This is a genomic window from Proteus penneri, from assembly GCF_003144535.1.
GTDB lineage: Bacteria > Pseudomonadota > Gammaproteobacteria > Enterobacterales > Enterobacteriaceae > Proteus > Proteus penneri.
On sequence record NZ_PHFJ01000003.1, the window covers coordinates 149137 to 167817 of the forward strand.

Annotated in this window: 15 protein-coding genes; 9 read left to right on the plus strand and 6 right to left on the minus strand. The window is 36.9% G+C overall.

Features of this window, described 5'->3' with window-relative positions:
* The 3 genes from CUB63_RS05525 to CUB63_RS05535 all read left to right on the plus strand — a co-directional run bounded on the left by CUB63_RS05525 (position 1) and on the right by CUB63_RS05535 (position 2793).
* Complete coding sequence (locus CUB63_RS05525) at positions 1-912, plus strand: metal ABC transporter permease (RefSeq protein WP_072062589.1); 912 nt, start codon at positions 1-3, stop codon at positions 910-912.
* Complete coding sequence (locus CUB63_RS05530) at positions 909-1766, plus strand: metal ABC transporter permease (protein WP_006537131.1); 858 nt, start codon at positions 909-911, stop codon at positions 1764-1766. The genes CUB63_RS05525 and CUB63_RS05530 overlap by 4 nt, the downstream gene beginning before the upstream one ends.
* A gap of 154 nt (positions 1767-1920) precedes the next feature.
* Positions 1921-2793 (plus strand): fructosamine kinase family protein, encoded by an 873-nt coding sequence (locus CUB63_RS05535; RefSeq protein ID WP_006537132.1) that lies wholly within the window; start codon positions 1921-1923, stop codon positions 2791-2793.
* A 132-nt stretch (positions 2794-2925) separates the two neighbouring features.
* Here CUB63_RS05535 and CUB63_RS05540 read toward each other — a convergent pair whose 3' ends face one another.
* A complete protein-coding gene (locus tag CUB63_RS05540; RefSeq protein ID WP_006537133.1) occupies positions 2926-3465 on the minus strand; it encodes a YniB family protein in 540 nt (179 codons plus the stop codon).
* A gap of 199 nt (positions 3466-3664) precedes the next feature.
* Here CUB63_RS05540 and hxpB point away from each other — a divergent pair, with 199 nt between their 5' ends.
* The 4 genes from hxpB (at position 3665) to CUB63_RS05560 (ending at position 7849) form a co-directional block, all read left to right on the plus strand.
* Complete coding sequence (gene hxpB / locus CUB63_RS05545; protein ID WP_072062592.1) at positions 3665-4333, plus strand: hexitol phosphatase HxpB; 669 nt, start codon at positions 3665-3667, stop codon at positions 4331-4333.
* A gap of 311 nt (positions 4334-4644) precedes the next feature.
* On the plus strand, positions 4645-5172 hold the full coding sequence (locus CUB63_RS05550) for a metal-dependent hydrolase (protein WP_232240047.1): 528 nt from the start codon (positions 4645-4647) through the stop codon (positions 5170-5172).
* 283 nt (positions 5173-5455) lie between these two features.
* The gene (locus tag CUB63_RS05555) at positions 5456-6847 is read left to right on the plus strand and encodes an L-cystine transporter (RefSeq protein ID WP_072062594.1); all 1392 of its coding nucleotides are present in this window, start codon (positions 5456-5458) and stop codon (positions 6845-6847) included.
* Between the two features lie 138 nt (positions 6848-6985).
* Positions 6986-7849, plus strand: coding sequence for a hypothetical protein (locus CUB63_RS05560; protein WP_232240048.1), 864 nt, complete (start codon positions 6986-6988; stop codon positions 7847-7849).
* Positions 7850-7934: 85 nt separating this feature from the next.
* Here the strand turns inward: CUB63_RS05560 and htpX are convergent, their stop codons facing one another.
* The 5 genes from htpX to CUB63_RS05585 form a co-directional block, all read right to left on the minus strand.
* On the minus strand, positions 7935-8813 hold the full coding sequence (htpX, locus tag CUB63_RS05565; protein ID WP_023582403.1) for a protease HtpX: 879 nt from the start codon (positions 8811-8813) through the stop codon (positions 7935-7937).
* Between the two features lie 426 nt (positions 8814-9239).
* Positions 9240-10592: an OprD family outer membrane porin gene (locus CUB63_RS05570; protein WP_109847630.1), complete on the minus strand. Its 1353-nt coding sequence runs from the start codon at positions 10590-10592 to the stop codon at positions 9240-9242.
* 900 nt (positions 10593-11492) lie between these two features.
* Positions 11493-13553 carry a carboxy terminal-processing peptidase gene (gene prc, locus CUB63_RS05575; RefSeq protein ID WP_109847631.1) on the minus strand — a complete coding sequence of 687 codons (2061 nt, stop codon included), beginning with the start codon at positions 13551-13553 and terminating at the stop codon, positions 11493-11495.
* Positions 13554-13572: 19 nt separating this feature from the next.
* A complete protein-coding gene (gene proQ / locus CUB63_RS05580) occupies positions 13573-14268 on the minus strand; it encodes an RNA chaperone ProQ (RefSeq protein WP_006537148.1) in 696 nt (231 codons plus the stop codon).
* Positions 14269-14363: 95 nt separating this feature from the next.
* Entirely contained in the window at positions 14364-14861 is a 498-nt protein-coding gene (locus CUB63_RS05585; protein WP_072062597.1) for a GAF domain-containing protein, read from the minus strand.
* Positions 14862-15139: 278 nt separating this feature from the next.
* Here CUB63_RS05585 and yebS point away from each other — a divergent pair, with 278 nt between their 5' ends.
* Positions 15140-16396, plus strand: a complete 1257-nt coding sequence (gene yebS / locus CUB63_RS05590; protein WP_109847632.1) for a membrane integrity lipid transport subunit YebS — start codon at positions 15140-15142, stop codon at positions 16394-16396.
* Positions 16338-18656 (plus strand): PqiB family protein, encoded by a 2319-nt coding sequence (locus tag CUB63_RS05595; RefSeq protein ID WP_109847633.1) that lies wholly within the window; start codon positions 16338-16340, stop codon positions 18654-18656. Before yebS ends, CUB63_RS05595 begins: the two co-directional genes overlap by 59 nt.
* Positions 18657-18681: the final 25 nt, after the last annotated feature.

Below are 18681 nucleotides of genomic sequence, written 5' to 3' on the forward strand. Positions count from 1 at the left end.
ATGCTAGATTTACTCCTACAACCTTTTGAATATAACTATATGGTGAAAGCAATTTGGGTCAGTGCCTTAGTCGGTGCTGTCTGTGCGTTTCTTTCATCCTATCTTATTTTGAAAGGTTGGTCGTTAATGGGAGATGCCCTTTCCCACTCAGTTGTTCCCGGTGTTGCTGGAGCTTATATATTAGGTTTGCCCTATGCAGTTGGTGCTTTTTTTACGGGTTTGCTCGCGGCATTATCAATGACACTTATTCGTCATATCACACGCCTTCGTGAAGATGCCGTTATTGGCTTTATTTTCTCCACTTTTTTTGCCTTTGGTCTGTTACTAGTTTCGCTTAAACCAACAGCCGTCAACGTTCAGACCATCATTCTCGGGAATATCTTAGGTATTGCTGATGAAGATGTATGGCAAGTTGTGATTATTACGGGTGTTTCTTTTTTCGTCTTATTTTGTATTTGGAAAGACTTGCTGGTGGTTTTTTTTGATGAAGTTCATGCAAAATCAATCGGCTTATCACCATTAAAATTAAAAATTATCTTTTTCACTCTTTTGAGCGCTTGTACTGTTGCGGCTCTTCAAACTGTTGGCGCCATCCTTGTCATTGCTATGGTAGTTACCCCTGGCGCAACTGCTTATTTACTCACAGATCAATTTAAACGGCTGGCTATTATTGCTATCTGTATTGGCACAGTCACAAGTGCAGTAGGCGCTTATCTTAGCTACTTCTTTAATGGTGCAACAGGTGGCGTGATTGTCACAATGCAAACATCACTCTTTCTGTTGGCTTTCTTATTCGCCCCGAAACACGGTATGTTAGCCGCTCGCCGTCGTGCTCGTCAGAGTTCACAACAGTTGATCACACAATCTCATCAGCATAAAGGATCAACAAAACCAGAAGAGGTGAAACTATGAATGAGTTGATGGAATTTTTCATTGAGCCTTTTCAATATCCCTTTATGCAACGCGCTATTGTTGCGGCCATTATCATAGGTATCGCCTGCGCTATTTTATCTTGTTATATGGTATTAAAAGGCTGGTCTTTAATGGGAGATGCAATCTCTCACGCTGTTTTACCTGGCGTTGTTCTTGCTTATGTCACTGCTATCCCGTTAACAGTAGGTGCCTTCCTTTCTGGGCTATTTTGCTCTTTTGCCACCGGTTATTTAAAAGATCACAGTCGCATTAAAGAAGATACAGTGATGGGGATTGTATTCTCAGGCATGTTTGCGGTGGGTTTGGTTATTTTTGCCAGTGTCGATACAGACCAACATTTAATGCATATTTTATTTGGTAATATTTTAGGCATTACACCTGATGTATTAACTCAAATTAGTATTATCTGTGTAATCACCATCACTATTATGCTTATTAAGCAAAAAGATTTTATGCTTTATTGCTTCGACCCTAACCAAGCCAGAATTGTTGGCTTACCTGTCACATTATTGCACTATGGCTTACTATCCATTTTGGCATTAACCATTGTTGCTTCAATGCAGGCCGTTGGGATTATTTTAGTTGTCGCAATGCTTATTTCACCGGGGATCACTGCCTATTTATTAACACGCAGTTTTTCACGCATGATTATGTTAGCAATTATATTTTCTGTCGCATCTAGTGTTATAGGAACATTTATTAGTTTCCATATTGATGGAGCAACAGGTCCTTGTATTGTGCTAACGCAAGCTGTGTTCTTTATTATTGCGCTACTCTCTAATCAGATAAGTTTGGCAAAAATAAAGCGACAAACAAAACCCGCTAGCGCCTGAGCATTTTCTTTATCTTCGCAAAAACGGGATAATCATCCCGTTTTTTAGCTTTATACTTTATTGATTTAATTAAAGTGTTATTGTCATAGTATAAACATCGCTCGTTACTATTTTATTTGGGTCTACTAAGTAAACAACTTTGCGAGGTGTAAGTATGTGGCAGAATATAGGTCGTTTACTGGAATCAAACTTAGGATTTTCAGCAAAGATAAACGAAAAAATTCACCTTTCTAGTGGTGATATTCATCATACATGGAAAATTTATTATGGTGATACGCCTGTTTTTGTGAAATCTAATTTGCGTGAATTTCTGCCTAACTTTAAAAATGAGGCAGAACAACTCGAAATGCTGGCAAAAAGCCAAACAATTCGAACTCCTCGAGTTCTTGGTATCGGTAATAGTAAAGATACCAGCTTTCTACTCCTTGAATTTTTGCCTGTTCAACCATTTACACCTCATAGCGCCTACTGTTTTGGACAACAACTAGCAAGACTACATCAGTGGGAAGAACAACCTAGTTATGGCTTTGATTTCGATACCCAAATCGATACAACCCCTCAACTCAATAGCTGGGAAAAACGCTGGAATCACTTTTATTCTGAAAAACGTATTGGTTTTCAGCTACAACTAGCTTCTGAGAAAGGTATGGTTTTTGGAGATATCGATGAGGTCACTCAAATTATCACTCATCGCCTTGCTGATCATAATCCACAACCCTCTTTGCTTCACGGCAATCTATGGCCTAAAAACTGTGCTGCAATTGGTCAATCAGAAGGTACCGTGTTCGATCCAGCTTGTTATTGGGGTGATCGAGAGTGTGATATCGCAATGTTACCGCTTTGTACTGCAGTACCTGCAAATATTTTCGACGGTTACCAAAGTGTTTGGCCACTATCCGATAAGTTTTTATCACGTCAGCCTATTTACCAACTCTATTTCTTCCTCAACCGTTGTAATTTATTTGGGGGCGAAGAAAATTATTTAGAAGTCAGAAAAATCATTGATGATCTATTAGCAACACCTTAATAGGAATAAAGTGAAATAGTATTGAGATAATAAAAAACTAAAAAATATAACCTCGCCAGATTCAGTGATGCGAGGTTTATTTTTCCTTTCAATTAATATAAGTGAACAGTCCTCGCTCACTTTAAAATAGTGTTACCATCCTAAAAATTTCATTAAGAAATAGCCAATTGCAATGACAATCAGAGGTGATAAATAAAGCACCATAATTTGAGTAAATATAGTATGTCGCGGTAACTTGATATTTTGTTGCAATTCTTCAGCCGTTACACCACTTTTCATTGCGCGTTCAATAATAAGCTGATCTTGTATATTTTCTTTTAAATATTTCACTTGACGATAAATTCGTAATCCTGATGCGCTGAATGCTAATCCTATGAACATAAAAAGAAAAATAACAAAAAAAGTGATATTTTCTTGGCTAAATCCCATTTGTGTATTGGGGATAGGTGAATTTCGCCAGAAAAAACCTAAAAAAGGTGTGTTAAATTGCACCATTTCCGCTAATACACGAAAAAAATCATTAATCACGGCATTTACACCATCACCACTTGGGCGTTGAATTGCAGCCAATCCTATCAATGATACAGCTGTCGAAATAAAGGCAGGAATAAAAATAAGCCAGCCAAGTACACGCTTTAAAATGGCATATAATCCTGCATATTGATAACTCATCACATCCTCACTAGTCGAATTCGTCAATATTTATCTGTTTATCGTAGTCTAATTAACGGCTAACACGACAATAAATTAATAGTAGCTATTCTCTCTATTTATTTTACAAAATAAATAAGAAACTGATTAAAAAGATTTTCCCTGTAACTCTTGCTACAATCGCCACTCGACAACATAGACCTTATTTATGGAGAGTAACATGTCTTTTAAATTCCCTATTGAAGCTGCAATATTTGATATGGATGGTTTATTAATCGACTCTGAACCATTTTGGCAGCAAGCAGAACATGAGGTCTTTGCTGAATTAGGCGTCGATCTATCCCTTGCATCGGCAATGCCCGATATGGTTGGGTTAAGAATAAACGAAGTCATTGATTTATGGTATAGAGCATCACCTTGGCAAGGCGTTTCAAAACAAGAAGCAAAACAAAAAATGGTTTCTCGTGTTGTCAAATTAGTTGAAGAAACAAAACCACTATTACCAGGTGTTGAGCATGCCTTAGAACTTTGCAAATCATCAGGGTTAAAAATTGCACTAGCATCAGCATCTCCTGATTTTATGCTTGAGCGTGTCCTGGAGTTGTTTAATATTCGTCATTACTTCTCAGCTGTCGTGTCTGCTGATGAGCTACCACACAGCAAACCACACCCTGAAGTTTATCTAAATGCAGCTAAAGCGCTTAATCTTGACCCTATTCACTGTGTTTCATTAGAAGATTCTCGCAATGGTATGATTGCTTGTAAAGGCGCCAGAATGCGCTCTATCGTTGTCCCTGCAATAGAACAATTTAATGATAAACAATGGGGCTTAGCTGATGTAAAAATTGCGTCACTCAATGAACTAACGCAACTACATTTATTAGGCTAATTTCCATAAATAAAAAGGATATTCTACTTTATAAGATATCCTTTTTATTCTGCTTTTAATAAACATAAGCTCATTAACCTCTTCTCTATTTTTAAGTATTCCTCTTGTATATTTCTTTTGCTTCCTCTCGCCGTGATCTTACTTTTTGGTTCCTTATCCTAAATTCGATCATTTTTAAATCAATCAAATAAAATATTCCTGTTATTGCTTAATATTTAAGACAATTTTTATCTTTTTTGTCTGTTAGTTATCGTCAAAACCTTTTATACTTTAATTACTGTATAAATGAACAGCAAATAAACAGACATGGAATGACAGCAGAAGGACATCTACTTTTTTCTGTGGCGACACTTGTGTTAGCGCAGAAACTTGAAATAACGCCAGCTCTTGCTCATGGTGATTGGTTTCACATGATCCCTGCTGTCTTATTAGGCTCACTTCTACCTGACTTAGACCACCCTGGCTCTATTCTCGGGCGATTATTCCGTATTATCTCACTGCCTCTATCAAAACTCTGTGGTCATCGAGGTTTTACGCATAGTTTACTTGCGTTTTGTGGTTTAGCTATTTTATGGGAAACACAAGTTTCACCACAGTGGGATATTTCCGCCGATATCTTTCATGCCCTTTTATTCGGTTATCTTAGCCACCTTATTGCAGATATGTTAACTCCCGCTGGCGTTCCTTTCCTGTGGCCTTTAAAAATACGCTTTGCATTACCCATTTTAGGCAAAAAGAACAATAAAAAAGGCGAGAGATTTATCTCTGTTTTGATCCTTGTTGGCGCACTTTTTTTTACCTCCTCACCTTACTGTTACCCTGCCTTCACAAATCAATAACTGGTTACAGATGTACCACGATAAGCGTACTAATTTTTAACACAGCCTGACAAAAACCTACGTTTCTCTATTTATTTATAAATTCTTACTTCTTTTTATACCAACTTTCCTTGTTTTTATAACCAAATGATTATATAAAATAATAATTAATTATAAAAAGTTATTAACAGTTCTGTTACCCTATATCGCATTGGTGCTGTTATATCCTTTCTTATTGCCTAAGAACTCATATCGCATACAATCGTCGAAATTATATAAATAAAGATCTCGTTGGAGAGTTAAGATGAATTTTCCGTTAATCATTAACGTACTCGTCTTTGTTGTGCTATTACTCATCTTGGCTAAATTAAGTCAACGTCAGTGGAGCCTTTCAAAGAAAGTTCTTGTTGGTTTAGTTTTTGGTGTTGCTTTTGGGCTAGCACTACACGCATTCTATGACTCACACGATCCTATTATTAAAGAATCTATTCTTTGGTTTAATATCGTGGGTAATGGCTATGTACAGCTGTTACAAATGATCATTATGCCATTAGTATTTGCCTCTATTCTTAGTGCCGTAGCTCGATTACACCAAGCATCATCACTAGGAAAAATTAGTGGACTCACTATTGGCACACTATTATTCACCACAGCTATTTCTGCATTAATAGGTATTGTTATTGCTAATTTATTTGGCTTAACAGCAGAAGGCCTAGTACAAGGTGAACAAGAAGCACAGCGCTTAATTGCACTTGAGCAAAATTACATGGGCAAAGTTTCTGACTTAACGATGCCACAGCTTATTTTGTCATTTATTCCTAAAAATCCATTTGCTGATTTAACAGGTGCAAGCTCAACATCAATTATTAGCGTCGTTATCTTTGCTACTTTCTTAGGTATGGCTGCACTGAAACTGCTCAAAGAAGACCAACCTCGTGGTGAGAAAGTTTTAGTTGCAATTGATTGCTTACAATCATGGATCATGAAACTGGTTCGTATTGTTATGATGTTAACACCTTATGGTGTAATGGCGCTGATGACTAAGGTTGTTGCAAGCTCAAATATGCACGACATCATTCAATTAGGAAGCTTTGTTGTTGCCTCCTATGTTGCTATTGGCTTAATGTTTGTGGTTCATGGATTACTAGTCAGCTTTACGGGTTTGAATCCTATTAAATTCTTCAAAAAAGCGGGGCCTTTATTAGCATTCGCATTTACAAGTCGTTCAAGTGCTGCAAGTATTCCATTAAATATTGAAACTCAAATTAAGCGTGTGGGTGTGCCAGAATCTATCGCAAGCTTCTCATCATCTTTTGGTACAACAATTGGTCAAAATGGTTGTGCGGGTATTTACCCTGCGATGTTGGCCGTTATGGTTGCGCCTACAGTGGGAATTAACCCATTAGATCCAATGTGGATTGCCACTTTAGTTGCTATCGTAACCGTCAGCTCTGCAGGTGTTGCGGGCGTTGGTGGTGGTGCTACATTTGCAGCTCTTATCGTTCTGCCTGCAATGGGTTTACCTGTGACATTAGTTGCCCTATTAATCTCTGTAGAGCCATTAATTGATATGGGACGTACCGCATTAAACGTCAGTGGCTCAATGACAGCGGGTACAATCACGAGTCAAATTATGGGACAAACGGATAAAACTGTCTTTAACCAAGATGAAGAAACTGAACTTACAGTAAAATAAACTTTATCTGCCTCTATTAATAAAGTCAGTTCATCATTTGAACTGGCTTTTTTTTGTATCTGTATTAAGTTACATATCTTCTATTTATGTTACCCACCAATATCAATTAAAAACCTATAAACATAACAAGGTAAAATCGTGCAAAAAATTATGCGAATTTTGCGAAAACTCTATAAGTATGAAAACAGTCAGTATGATCCTGAACGCCAAGTTTCATTGTATCAGCTTGATACTCTTTCAGAAAAAGAACGAGTCTTGTTATCAGAAGTCAATTGGCGACCTAATGTTATAGAAAGATTTGCTGATCATTCTGATGTTATTTCAAAATTAAATAGCTTAAAAAATAATCCATCACTCACCCAAAAGCGTTGCTTAGATGGATTTGTGGCTGGTGTGGGTGGCAGCTATCTTAGAGGTCGTTCTGTTTTAGGTGCTTTTCATAAACTACAAAATTTGCCACTACATAATTATGAAGAAAAACCTCAATATGCCTGTTGTTGGATTTGTAGTGATAGAAATCAACAAAAATATATTAATGACAGCTATTTTCAATATTGCCTCTATTACGGTAATTCTTATACGAGCAATCCCACTTATGCTTATTTGAATTTAAAGCACTTACTAACAGCCCCTCCCGTTAGTCCAACGCAGGAAGATAAAGAGATCTTTAAGCAATTACTTCATTTATTACGTAGCGCTCCTGAAGATGAAACTCCGGGTAAATTTGAAAAACGGTTGAACGAGGCTAAATTAATTTCGGGTGATAGATATACCAAACGAGGTATTTTGCACTCACTTGCCTTAGTGGGGATTATTCCTAATGCCTATATTCCATTATCTTTAAATAGCTGGGCTAATTTTGGCGATATTACCATTGCAGAAAATCAACTTAATAACACCAAAGGTCGCTCTGATATGGAAATGCCATGGGCAGGCTGGAAAGGCAACCTAAAAATTGATGAAGAAAAAATGGCAACATACTTTGATGAATATTTAAATTAATCCCCCTATTCTTCATACATAGAAAGCGCCCAATACTTTCATATTGAGCGCTTTTATTTGAGTGTTCGCGATTAAACTCTCAACCTTATTTCAGGTACTCACCATTGCGCAGTGCTTCAATACGCTTATCTAATGGTGGGTGAGATAAAAATAACTCACTAAATGACTTATTACGGCCATTAATACAAAAAGCCATCATGCTACTTTCTTCTTGTGGCTCATAGCTCGTTTTCAAACGTTGTAATGCAGCTATCATTTTCTCACGACCAACAAGCTTTGCAGAACCTGCATCCGCATGGAATTCACGATAACGTGAAAACCACATTGTTATAATGCTGGCAAGAATACCGAATACAATTTCCAGAACCATTGAAACCCCCATATAGACCCATGGGTTTCCATTGCTATTTTCACTCTCTTCATCATTAGAGACAAAATTAGCAACAAATTGAGCGATAATACGAGAAATAAAGATAACGAAGGTATTCACAACACCTTGCAGTAAAGTCATGGTTACCATGTCACCATTAGCAACATGGCTAATCTCATGGGCAATAACGGCTTCTGCTTCATCACGACTCATACTGGCTAACAAACCAGTACTGACAGCCACCAGCGAAGCATCGCGACGAGCACCTGTTGCAAACGCATTAATATCAGGCGCATCATAAATTGCCACTTGTGGCATTTTGATACCAACTTGTTCAGACTGGCGTCTTACCGTATCTAATAACCAACGTTCTACTTCTGAAGTTGGGTTTTCAATAACTTGGCCACCCACTGAACGTAATGCCATCCATTTGGACATTAATAGTGAGATAAATGCACCACCAAAGCCAAATAAGCCCGCCATGATCATCAAGCCTTGAACACTACGACCTTGTATGCCTGTTAAAGATAAGATGATCCCAAAAACAAACATAACAGCTAAGTTTGTTAACAGGAATAAAGCAATTCTCATCATATTGATATTGTTCCTATTTTATCTAATTATCACATTGCTAAAACTGTCTTATAAATAAGGCTTTTTTAGATTTTATCAAGCCTTTTAACTTATTTAATATTAAAAACGATATAACTTTACATTTTGATAAAAAAATAGTCAGTGAACGCCTAATATTAAGCATCATTTAGAACTTAAGTATAAAGTAAGATTGATAATAGATGATATGAATTTTCTATTTTTTCAAACGGAAGGGATTTATTTAGGAAAGACCGGTATCGTTTAATATTGTGACAACAAGTTTATCATAAAAAGCACCGTAATATGTAGACGCCACGATTTACCGTGCTCGATAGAGCAACTATCTCTGTTTTTTATGCACGACTCACAACATATGCAAGCCGTGCATTTTATACCAGTAATAATGGACTCAATTACCGCTATAAATTACATTTTGAAGCGATATGTGGTTGTCATCGAGCCAGATAATGAATGAGCTCGTTGTGAGTGACCATCATAAAGTTTTGGTGTGGTATAGTCGTTTTCTTGCTGGTGGTGCCAACCGATCCCACCGCTTAAAGAAACAGAAAGATTTGCGGTTGGTTTCCAGTAGCTAAATAAACCAAACTGTCCTTGTTTTAATCTTTCACCAGAATAGCTGAATTCACTATAGTTGGTACGCGCACCAACAGACAGCTCTTTACTAACTCTGTATTCAGCTTCTAATGCGCCCATAACCTCGCCATCACGAACATAGTCGATATCTGCGTAAGCTGGTGAGTTAAAACGCCCACGGGTATTACCAATTGGATTACGAGCAAATTGACCAACACCATTAGCTTTTTCAGCATCGGTATATGTCACACCTGTACGCAGTGTCCATGGTGACTCTGGAATGCGCCACTCCAGGGTACCTGCAACGTGCCATGCGTCATGATCAAAGTTACGCTTACCCTTATTGGCATCACTTAATGTACGTTTACCATCACTACCATAATCATGATAATAAAAGACGCCACCCATGGTCACATCTGAAGTTAATTTATATTTTGCTTCTAAACCATGTTGACGAAATACATCATCCGCTTGACCATAGAAATAAAATACTTTTAACGGTTTAGTGTTGTAGTTAATGCCACCGGTAAGAACATGATCGATATTATGTCTAACACCATTACCATCACTGAAATACATTCTGTCGATATTTGGGCTATCACGACGCATTACTTTACCGTCAAGGAACAATAAATCTAAGCTCCAATCACCCATTGCTGTATTAGTCGCATAACCATTATAACTGTTTAATGATAAGCGCTGTGAGTTCGTAAAAATACCGGTATTTTTTAATGTAAACCAACCTGCTTTACCGTTAATTAACACAGGATCTAAATCAAATTTAACTTTTGCGAAACGTTGACCAATTTTGTTATAGCCTTTTGCTTCACCATCATCATTGTATAAAATTGCACGAGAGGCGAAGTCTTTACTTGCGCCTAATTTGATACCACCATAATAAGAAACATCAAATCCTAGAATGCCACCTAAATAACCTGATTTGAAATCAGCTTGGAAGTTTTGCCCCCAAGCATTAGCAACTTGCTTTCTATAACGTTGCTCTTGTTTATCAAAACGGTTTTCAGTTTTCAAATACTTCCACATATTAATTGTAGAAAGCTCAAGTTCTGAATCTGAAATAAATGCACTTTCTTTAATTGAATTTTCCCAATTCGCAGCATTAGCAACGCTTACTGCTAAGAAACAAGGAGACAGCATAAACAATACTAATTTTGTTACTTTCATCTTAATGCAACCTGGTTAATAAATATTTAAATTATGCTGATTTATACTCAGCAAGTTTAATAAAGCACCATTCTTTATTTAGCTAAAAAATAACCTTTGATTAATTTAAAGTTGCACTAACTTCAAGCAATAGAGTCATTTTTTGGCGCAGGAAACGAATATGGATATCTCACCATATTTATATTTACGTATTTTTCTTAATAAAATTCGATAAGAAAATTATAAATCAATTTCCTTTAATCATCATTCCTTACGTAGAGATCCTTAATCTGAAAATATAATATTTTAGTTATGATTATTTCTCTAAAAATACATTTTTGACTCATAGAATAAAAATGAGTCATTATTTAGGTAGTGATTTTAGCTAATGCGTCAATATTCCAAAGTGACGCGAGATCTTCATAATCTGTATGTTATAGTAATTTTTTGTCAATTTAAGAGATCGTTGTCACAATATGTTACATTTATTACAATTCAAGCACCATTAAATGAGATATTAATCACAATTAAAAGTCGCTTTATCTCTTTATTCAACTTATCAAATAAGAAACTCACTTCTTATCTAAAAATTAGCCTAACATTCTCTTTTATAGCTTACAAAATTTACTCAAAATGTATTTCGAATTAAAAATAAAGTGACATAAAGCTAAATTTAACTATCCTTTTATTAAAAAAATTTATATTACTGGTAACTTAATATAGTGAATAACTAAAAATATGAATGCTCCCATCCAAAAACATACTATTGGTTTTCTTAAACAATTTTTAATAGAAAACTTGATAAATATTGATTAGCAATAACAAATTTATATCTTGATTAAAATAAATATAAAAAACCCCAACAATTGGTTATCCAACTATTGGGGCTGATTTTAAGTATCAGTTGTTATAAAAGATAACTTAATTTAATAATTTCTTAGGTTTAAGCACTTTTGAGAGATCAACCGCAATTTTAGCCGTCTCATCTAAATAAGGATCTGGACCTTCATAATCCTTAGGTAAATCATCGAGTGACTTCAATGCTGGTTTACCTTCTAATTTAAAACGCTCATTAATACGATTTAATTTTATGGTTTCTAACTCTTTGTTTTCTTTCTCTCTTTCAGCGAAGTTTAAAACAACAAATTTGTCTTCACCTTTTGCTTTAGCATCGTTATAACGCTGAATATCTGCAAAGATGTATGAAAATTCTCTATCATTTGCAATACGCTTAGTATGTTGTTCAGTTAACGGTACTAACGCCGCCTTTAATTTGTCTGAATATTCAGATAGCTGATAGCTTGCTGGAGAGATACTATCCCAAGGCAACGCGTTATCTTCAAAACTCTCCCCCATTTCAGCACTATCAAAGCTTGGTAACAGCAAATCTGGTGTTACTCCTTTAAGCTGAGTACTACCACCGTTAATTCGATAGAATTTTTGAATAGTATATTGCACTGAACCTAGACCCGGCCAATCAGGACTTAGCATTTGATCGTAGACTCGAGTTAATGGGCGATATTGCTGAACCGTTCCTTTACCGAACGTTTGCTCACCGACAATTAATGCACGTCCGTAGTCTTGCATTGCTGCTGCAAAAATTTCAGAAGCAGAAGCACTAAAGCGATTTACGATAACAACCAGTGGCCCTTTATAATACACGACATCATCTTTATCAAAATCTTGTCGAACACGACCATTGTTATCTCTGACTTGCACAACAGGACCACTTGGAATAAATAATCCTGAAAGTGAAATCGCCTCTGTTAAAGCACCACCACCGTTACCACGCAAATCAATGACTAAAGATGAAACATTATCTTTCGCCACTCTTTGTAACTGCGTTTTTACGTCATTAGTTAAACCAACATAAAAACTTGGAATATCCAAAATTGCGACTTTATCACCGTTAATTACTTTTTCAGTTAGCTTAACAGCTCTGTCTTCTAAACGGATTTGCTCTCTGACTAAAGTAATTGTTCTTGGTTTAGCGCCTTTCTCATCAGAAATAACTTCTAATTTTACTTGGCTACCTTTCGGCCCTTTAATCAAAGCAACGATATCATCAAGTCGCCAACCGACAACATCAACCATCGGTTTATTTTGTTGCCCTACTGCAATAATTTTATCACCCACTTTCAACTCTTTACTTTTTGCAGCCGGCCCCCCGGTTACCATAGAGTTGATCATAGGATAATCATCATCCATCTGTAATACAGCGCCAATTCCTTCTAAGGATAGACTCATTTCAGAATCAAAGGCTTCAGTATTTCTTGGTGATAGATAACTTGTATGAGGGTCGATTTCGCGGGCGAATGCCGACATAATGATTTGGAAAACATCTTCACTTTGGCTTTGCGTTTGACGACGTAGCGCAGCTTTATAACGCTTAGTTAATGTCTCTTTAATTTCGCTATCTGTTTTGTCAGATAATTTCAGCGTTAACCAATCATATTTTACTTTTTCATCCCAAAGTTTATCTAGCTCAGCTTGAGTCTGTGGCCATGGTGCTTTTGTTCTATCTAACTCAAATTTATCTTGACCAGTTAAATCCATGGGTTTATCTAGGCGGTTTAAGGCGTATTGAAAACGTTCAAAACGTCTTTTTTGCGCTAAATTAAAGAGATCATAAAGGGGCTGAAGCTCACCTTTTTTCAGATATTCACCTACTTTGGTTTTTTCTTTATCAAATTGGGCAATATCTGATGCTAACAATACATTGTGGCTATAATCTAATAAATTAAGATAGCGATTAAAAATTTTTTCAGAAAAGTTCGCATCTAGCGAAAATTGACGGTAATGAGAACGTTCAAAACGAGAGGTTACTCGCTCGCTCACGGTAGAATGCTGCGGCTCTTGCTTTAATTCGGGTAACTGATCAATGGTTACCATTGCTGGAGTGGCTGGTTTCTCAGCCATTACAACAGAAGTGCCTATTAACGTTAATCCGATAGCAAAAGCCACATTTAGAAGTTTGTTCATGCTCTGGTTGGCCTCCGTATCAGAACTTTAAATGTTCCGTGCGTACATTCATTGCCAAACCGTTAGGCAATTGTACACGTACACCCTCTTTTGCTATCTCTAGCACTGTCGCGTCCATTACGCTACTACCAACGTTAACTTTCAACGATTGACCAACAGTAAGAACTGATGTGTCTTTCACTGGAATTAACTTTTCAGTATTTTTGCGTGGTGGTGCTTTGCGAGGTGCTTGAGTCGCTTTTTGAGGACGAGGCTGTCGTTTTTCACCATCTTTAGGTGGCTGACGACGCGTATTATTTGGCTTTTTCGCTGCCGGACGTTTACTGGTCTCTTTATCACCCTCAGCTTCACGCTTCTTAGCACGTTGCTCTGCTCTCTGAGCTTGAACACGCGCCTTAGCTTCTGCTAATTGTGTACGAGCATGTTCAATATGCTCAGCTTCCAGTTCGCCGCAGTCATTACCATTCAAATCGACACGTTTTGCTCCTTCTTTAACTCCATAAAGGTAGCGCCAACTTGAGGTATACAAGCGTAATGCCGAACGTAACTGTGTTTTGCTCAGTTGAGTTTCATCTTTTAGATCTTCAACAAGATCTTGAAAAATGCCAACTTTCAAAGGGCGAGCTTCACCCTCAGCAATAAAACACTTAGGGAAACGTTCAGCTAAAAAAGCGATGATTTCTTTACTACTATTCAACTTAGGTTGATTTTCCATGAAATTTCCTGATTACAACGGTTTTGCCAACCAGCGCAGGCATGAACAAGCGACATTATAATAGTGTTGCCAACAATTTCTATGGCAAACGCCTGTTAACTTACATAAAATTCACAATATTTTGCTGTATGACAAGTTTTTAAATGCTCGCAGAGCACGTCACACAACGCTTTAAGCCCAATTTCATCTTTTTTATCAAAACGATCAAAAATAGGACTATCAATATCGAGAACGCCGATAATTTGTCCATTTACTTTTAAAGGTAAAACAATTTCAGACTGACTTGCACTGTCACAAGCAATATGTCCACTAAATTGATGAACGTCATCCACTCTTAAAATTCTGTTTTCGGAGTATGCAGTTCCACAAACTCCTTTCCCAAAACCTATTCTGACACAAGCAATTTTGCCTTGAAATGGGCCAAGAACTAATGAATCACCATCATTAAGATAAAATCCAACCCAATTTATCGTATCTAACTTCTCGTAAAGAAGTGCGCTGGTATTAGCAAGTGATGCGATAAGATCATTTTCACCAGACAACAAGGCTGACAAATTATCAGTGAGCTCCTGATAAAAAAGCGATTTTGGCATCATTAAACCTTATTTACGTAACTAAAATAGATAACAAACTCGTAATTTAGCCTATTTTATCTTGGGGTTGAATACTCTATCTTCAAGAATTGGGCAAAAAAACGATAATATCTCCTTAACACCCACAAAAAAAATCAGACACTTTGTATTGTAAAATGAAAGGCATAAATATAATAAAAATGATAACTTGTGAACCATTGAGTATAGGTACTTTTTTTTAACTTAATCAAACGATAACTCTTGAAAAAACCAACTTAGGCGAATTAACGAGCAACATAGTGAACAATATTGCAACAAAGGAAAAGAAATCAATACGCTGTCAAGAGTGTGATCACCTCGTGACACTACCTCTTGCATTAAAGCGTGGGGAGGATGCTTATTGCCCTCGTTGCCAAGCCAAACTCGCATCTTATCGATATTGGTCATTAACTCGTCTACTTATTCTCTCTATTACAATGCTCATTTTGGCATCAATAGCATTTACTCAGCCATTAATTAAAATTCACCTATTAGGTACAATGATAACGGCGAATGTGGTTGATGGCATTCGCATAATGTCAGAGCAAGGTTCTCCTCTTACTGCAACAATGGTCGCCTTTTGTGCTATCGTAGCCCCTCTTAGCCTCCCTATCGCTATTTTATATCTCCATTTAGGAACACGCTTACGCCTTAATCTTCGCCCAGTCTTATTAATGTTAGGAAAATTAAAAGAATGGGTAATGCTAGATGTCTATTTAATTGGGCTTGCTGTTGCAACAATAAAATTAGGCGATTATGCAACCGTCTATATTGGCAATGGTCTAATTGCTTTTGTTTCTTTAATGATACTTAGCTTATTAATGCTAATTAACATTAATATGGACCAGCTTTGGCAACGCTTTTATCCGCAAAAAGAAATAGAAAAAAGTCCTGCAACTTGCCATTCTTGCCATTATCATTTTAAAAGAACACCATCAACACAGTGCCCACGTTGTAAAACTTGCTATACCCCAAGGCAGCCAATGAGTTTACAAAAAACATGGGCAGCATTAATTTCAGCAATAATTCTGCTAATACCTGCAAATTTATTGCCTATTTCTATTTTCTATTTAAATGGTCAACGTAGTGAAGATACTATTTTTTCAGGTGTACTTTCGTTAGTGAATTCAGGCAATACCCCAATTGCGATTATTGTTTTTATTGCCAGTATTTTTGTACCTTTTTTTAAGATTATAATTATGCTGGGCTTATTATTAAGCATTCATTTTAATTCTAGTATTGATCCCCTACTTCGAATGAAATTATACCGTTTCGTCTCTTGGATAGGGCGATGGTCAATGCTTGATCTCTTTGTGATTGGGCTGATGATGTCATTGATTAATCGAGATCAATTGATGACTTTTACAATGGGGCCAGCGGCTTTTTATTTTGGTACTGCGGTTATTCTTACTATCCTTGCCGTTGAATGGTTGGATAGTCGTTTATTATGGGATACTTATGCAACAAGAAGAAAACGACATTCAGGACACACAAGCCCAAATACGCCGCAAGCGTAAAATTTCGACATTTTGGCTGCTCCCTGTTATCGCCATGTTTATTGCTAGTTGGTTGCTTTTCCAACATTGGCAAGATAAAGGTATACAAATCACGATTGATTTTCAATCTGCTTCAGGGATTGTCTCTGGTAGAACACCAATCCGCTATCAAGGCGTTGATGTAGGAATAGTTAAAGATGTCACTCTAAGCGATGACTTACGCAGAGTTATTGTTACAGCTGATGTACGAAAAAACCTTGCCACCGCATTACGGAAAAATACACAATTTTGGCTTGTTACACCTAAAGCGAGCCTATCAGGTGTATCAGGGCTAGATGCTTTAGTAGGTGGTAACTACATCAATATGCTACCCGGTGATGGTGAAAAGCAGTTTAAATTTATTGCTCAAGAAGTTCGCCCTCAAGCAAATATTGATAAAAACCAGCAATTAATTACCTTAACAGCAGATAAACTAGGATCACTCAATGTTGACTCTCAAGTTTATTACCGCCAAGTTCCCGTAGGGAAAGTTTATAGCTACGCAATTCGTCCTGACAACCAAGGCGTTTTTATTGAATTAAGTATTGATAAACAATATGCGCACTTAATTCGTCAAGACAGCCATTTTTGGAATGTATCTGGATTCCAAGGTAATTTTAATTTAAAAAGTGGTGTATCCATTAAAATGGAAAGTGTTTCTGCTTTAATTAACGGTGCGATAGCCTTTGACTCCCCAGAAAACAGTCAACCCGCACAAGAAAACCAGCAGTTTGTTTTACAATCGGCTACCTCTGTTGAGGCGGGTAAAGCAATATATGGTGAAGATGGGTTAATTATTTCTTTAACCAGTGAAGAAAGTTGGGGCGTCGATGCAGGACAACCTATTCTCTTTAGAGGCATAACTATTGGCCAAGTCATACAACGTAATATAAGTGATGATGGTGTTATCTTCGATGCTATTATCGCCCCTGAATATAAACATTATATTTATGAAAACAGCAAGTTTGTTGCCAATAGCCGAATAAACGTCAATATGGGTTTAAATGGTATTGATATTCAAGGTGCTTCTCCTCAAGAATGGCTTGAAGGCGGTATTCATCTTATTCAAGGTAACAAAGGTACCCCTAAAGAACAGTACCGTCTGTATCGCAATGATTTTTTTGCTAAAGCAAGCATCAATGGTAATGAATTACCAGTGACATTAACGCTAAAAGCCTCCAGCCTTCCAGGTATTCAAAAAGGCTCTGTTGTGCTTTACCATCAATTTCAAGTTGGTGAAATCACTGATGTCAGGCCATTAATTGATGAGTTTGATATTGATATTTATATTTCCAAACAATATCGCCACCTTCTTACTGAAAAAAGTGTTTTCTGGACTGAAGGTGCGGCAAAAGTTTCCGTCAATGGTTCAGGATTAACCGTTGAAGCGACACCATTAAATCGAGCCTTAAAAGGGGCTATTAGCTTCGATAACTTTGAAAATATCAATAATAACGCCTCACGTTACAAACTCTATTCATCAGAAACCAGTGCTAGGGCTATTGGTGCTCAAATCACTTTAAAAACTTACGATGCGAGTAAGCTTTCTGAAGGGATGCCTATTCGTTATTTAGGCATTGATATTGGACAAGTCGAATCATTAATCCTTTCACCTGATAGAAAAGCCGTGACTGTTTCAGCAGTACTCTACCCTGATTATGTCAAAACCTTTGCGAGATCAGGCAGTCGCTTCGCTGTTGTTACTCCTGAGTTAACAGCATCGGGATTAGATAACTTAGATTCACTTATTCAACCTTATATTAAAGCAGAGCCCGGCAATGGGGGCGTATATCGTAAATTTGAATTACAAACATCCAATATTACAGACTCTCGCTATCTTGATGGATTAAATCTTGTTTTAAATGCTACAGAAGCCGGCTCAGTACAAATTGGTACGCCTATTTATTATCGAGGTCTTGAAGTTGGTGCTGTGACAGGCCTTGAATTAGGAAACATGTCTGATAGAGTCTTAATTCACATTCGAATCAGTAAAAAATATCAATATCTTGTTAGAAATAATACCGAATTCTGGCTTTCCTCTGGATATAACTTTTCCTTTGGTTTAACGGGTGGTGTTATACGAAGTGGAACATTTAAACAATTTATACGTGGAGGCATTACATTTGCAACACCACCTTCCACGCCATTACAATCAAAAGCGAAACAGGAACAGAATTTCATTTTAAATGCAAAAGAGCCTAAAGATTGGAATGAATGGGGAACGGCAATACCTAAACCTTAAAAATTAGATAATTCTACCCTATTTC

Coding starts and splice junctions, on each gene's coding strand:
- CUB63_RS05525 (WP_072062589.1), top strand. CDS start 1: ATGCTAGATTTACTCCTACAACCTTTTGAATATAACTATATGGTGAAA.
- CUB63_RS05530 (WP_006537131.1), top strand. CDS start 909: ATGAATGAGTTGATGGAATTTTTCATTGAGCCTTTTCAATATCCCTTT.
- CUB63_RS05535 (WP_006537132.1), top strand. CDS start 1,921: ATGTGGCAGAATATAGGTCGTTTACTGGAATCAAACTTAGGATTTTCA.
- CUB63_RS05540 (WP_006537133.1), bottom strand. CDS start 3,465: ATGAGTTATCAATATGCAGGATTATATGCCATTTTAAAGCGTGTACTT.
- hxpB (WP_072062592.1), top strand. CDS start 3,665: ATGTCTTTTAAATTCCCTATTGAAGCTGCAATATTTGATATGGATGGT.
- CUB63_RS05550 (WP_232240047.1), top strand. CDS start 4,645: ATGACAGCAGAAGGACATCTACTTTTTTCTGTGGCGACACTTGTGTTA.
- CUB63_RS05555 (WP_072062594.1), top strand. CDS start 5,456: ATGAATTTTCCGTTAATCATTAACGTACTCGTCTTTGTTGTGCTATTA.
- htpX (WP_023582403.1), bottom strand. CDS start 8,813: ATGATGAGAATTGCTTTATTCCTGTTAACAAACTTAGCTGTTATGTTT.
- CUB63_RS05570 (WP_109847630.1), bottom strand. CDS start 10,592: ATGAAAGTAACAAAATTAGTATTGTTTATGCTGTCTCCTTGTTTCTTA.
- prc (WP_109847631.1), bottom strand. CDS start 13,553: ATGAACAAACTTCTAAATGTGGCTTTTGCTATCGGATTAACGTTAATA.
- proQ (WP_006537148.1), bottom strand. CDS start 14,268: ATGGAAAATCAACCTAAGTTGAATAGTAGTAAAGAAATCATCGCTTTT.
- CUB63_RS05585 (WP_072062597.1), bottom strand. CDS start 14,861: ATGCCAAAATCGCTTTTTTATCAGGAGCTCACTGATAATTTGTCAGCC.
- CUB63_RS05595 (WP_109847633.1), top strand. CDS start 16,338: ATGCAACAAGAAGAAAACGACATTCAGGACACACAAGCCCAAATACGC.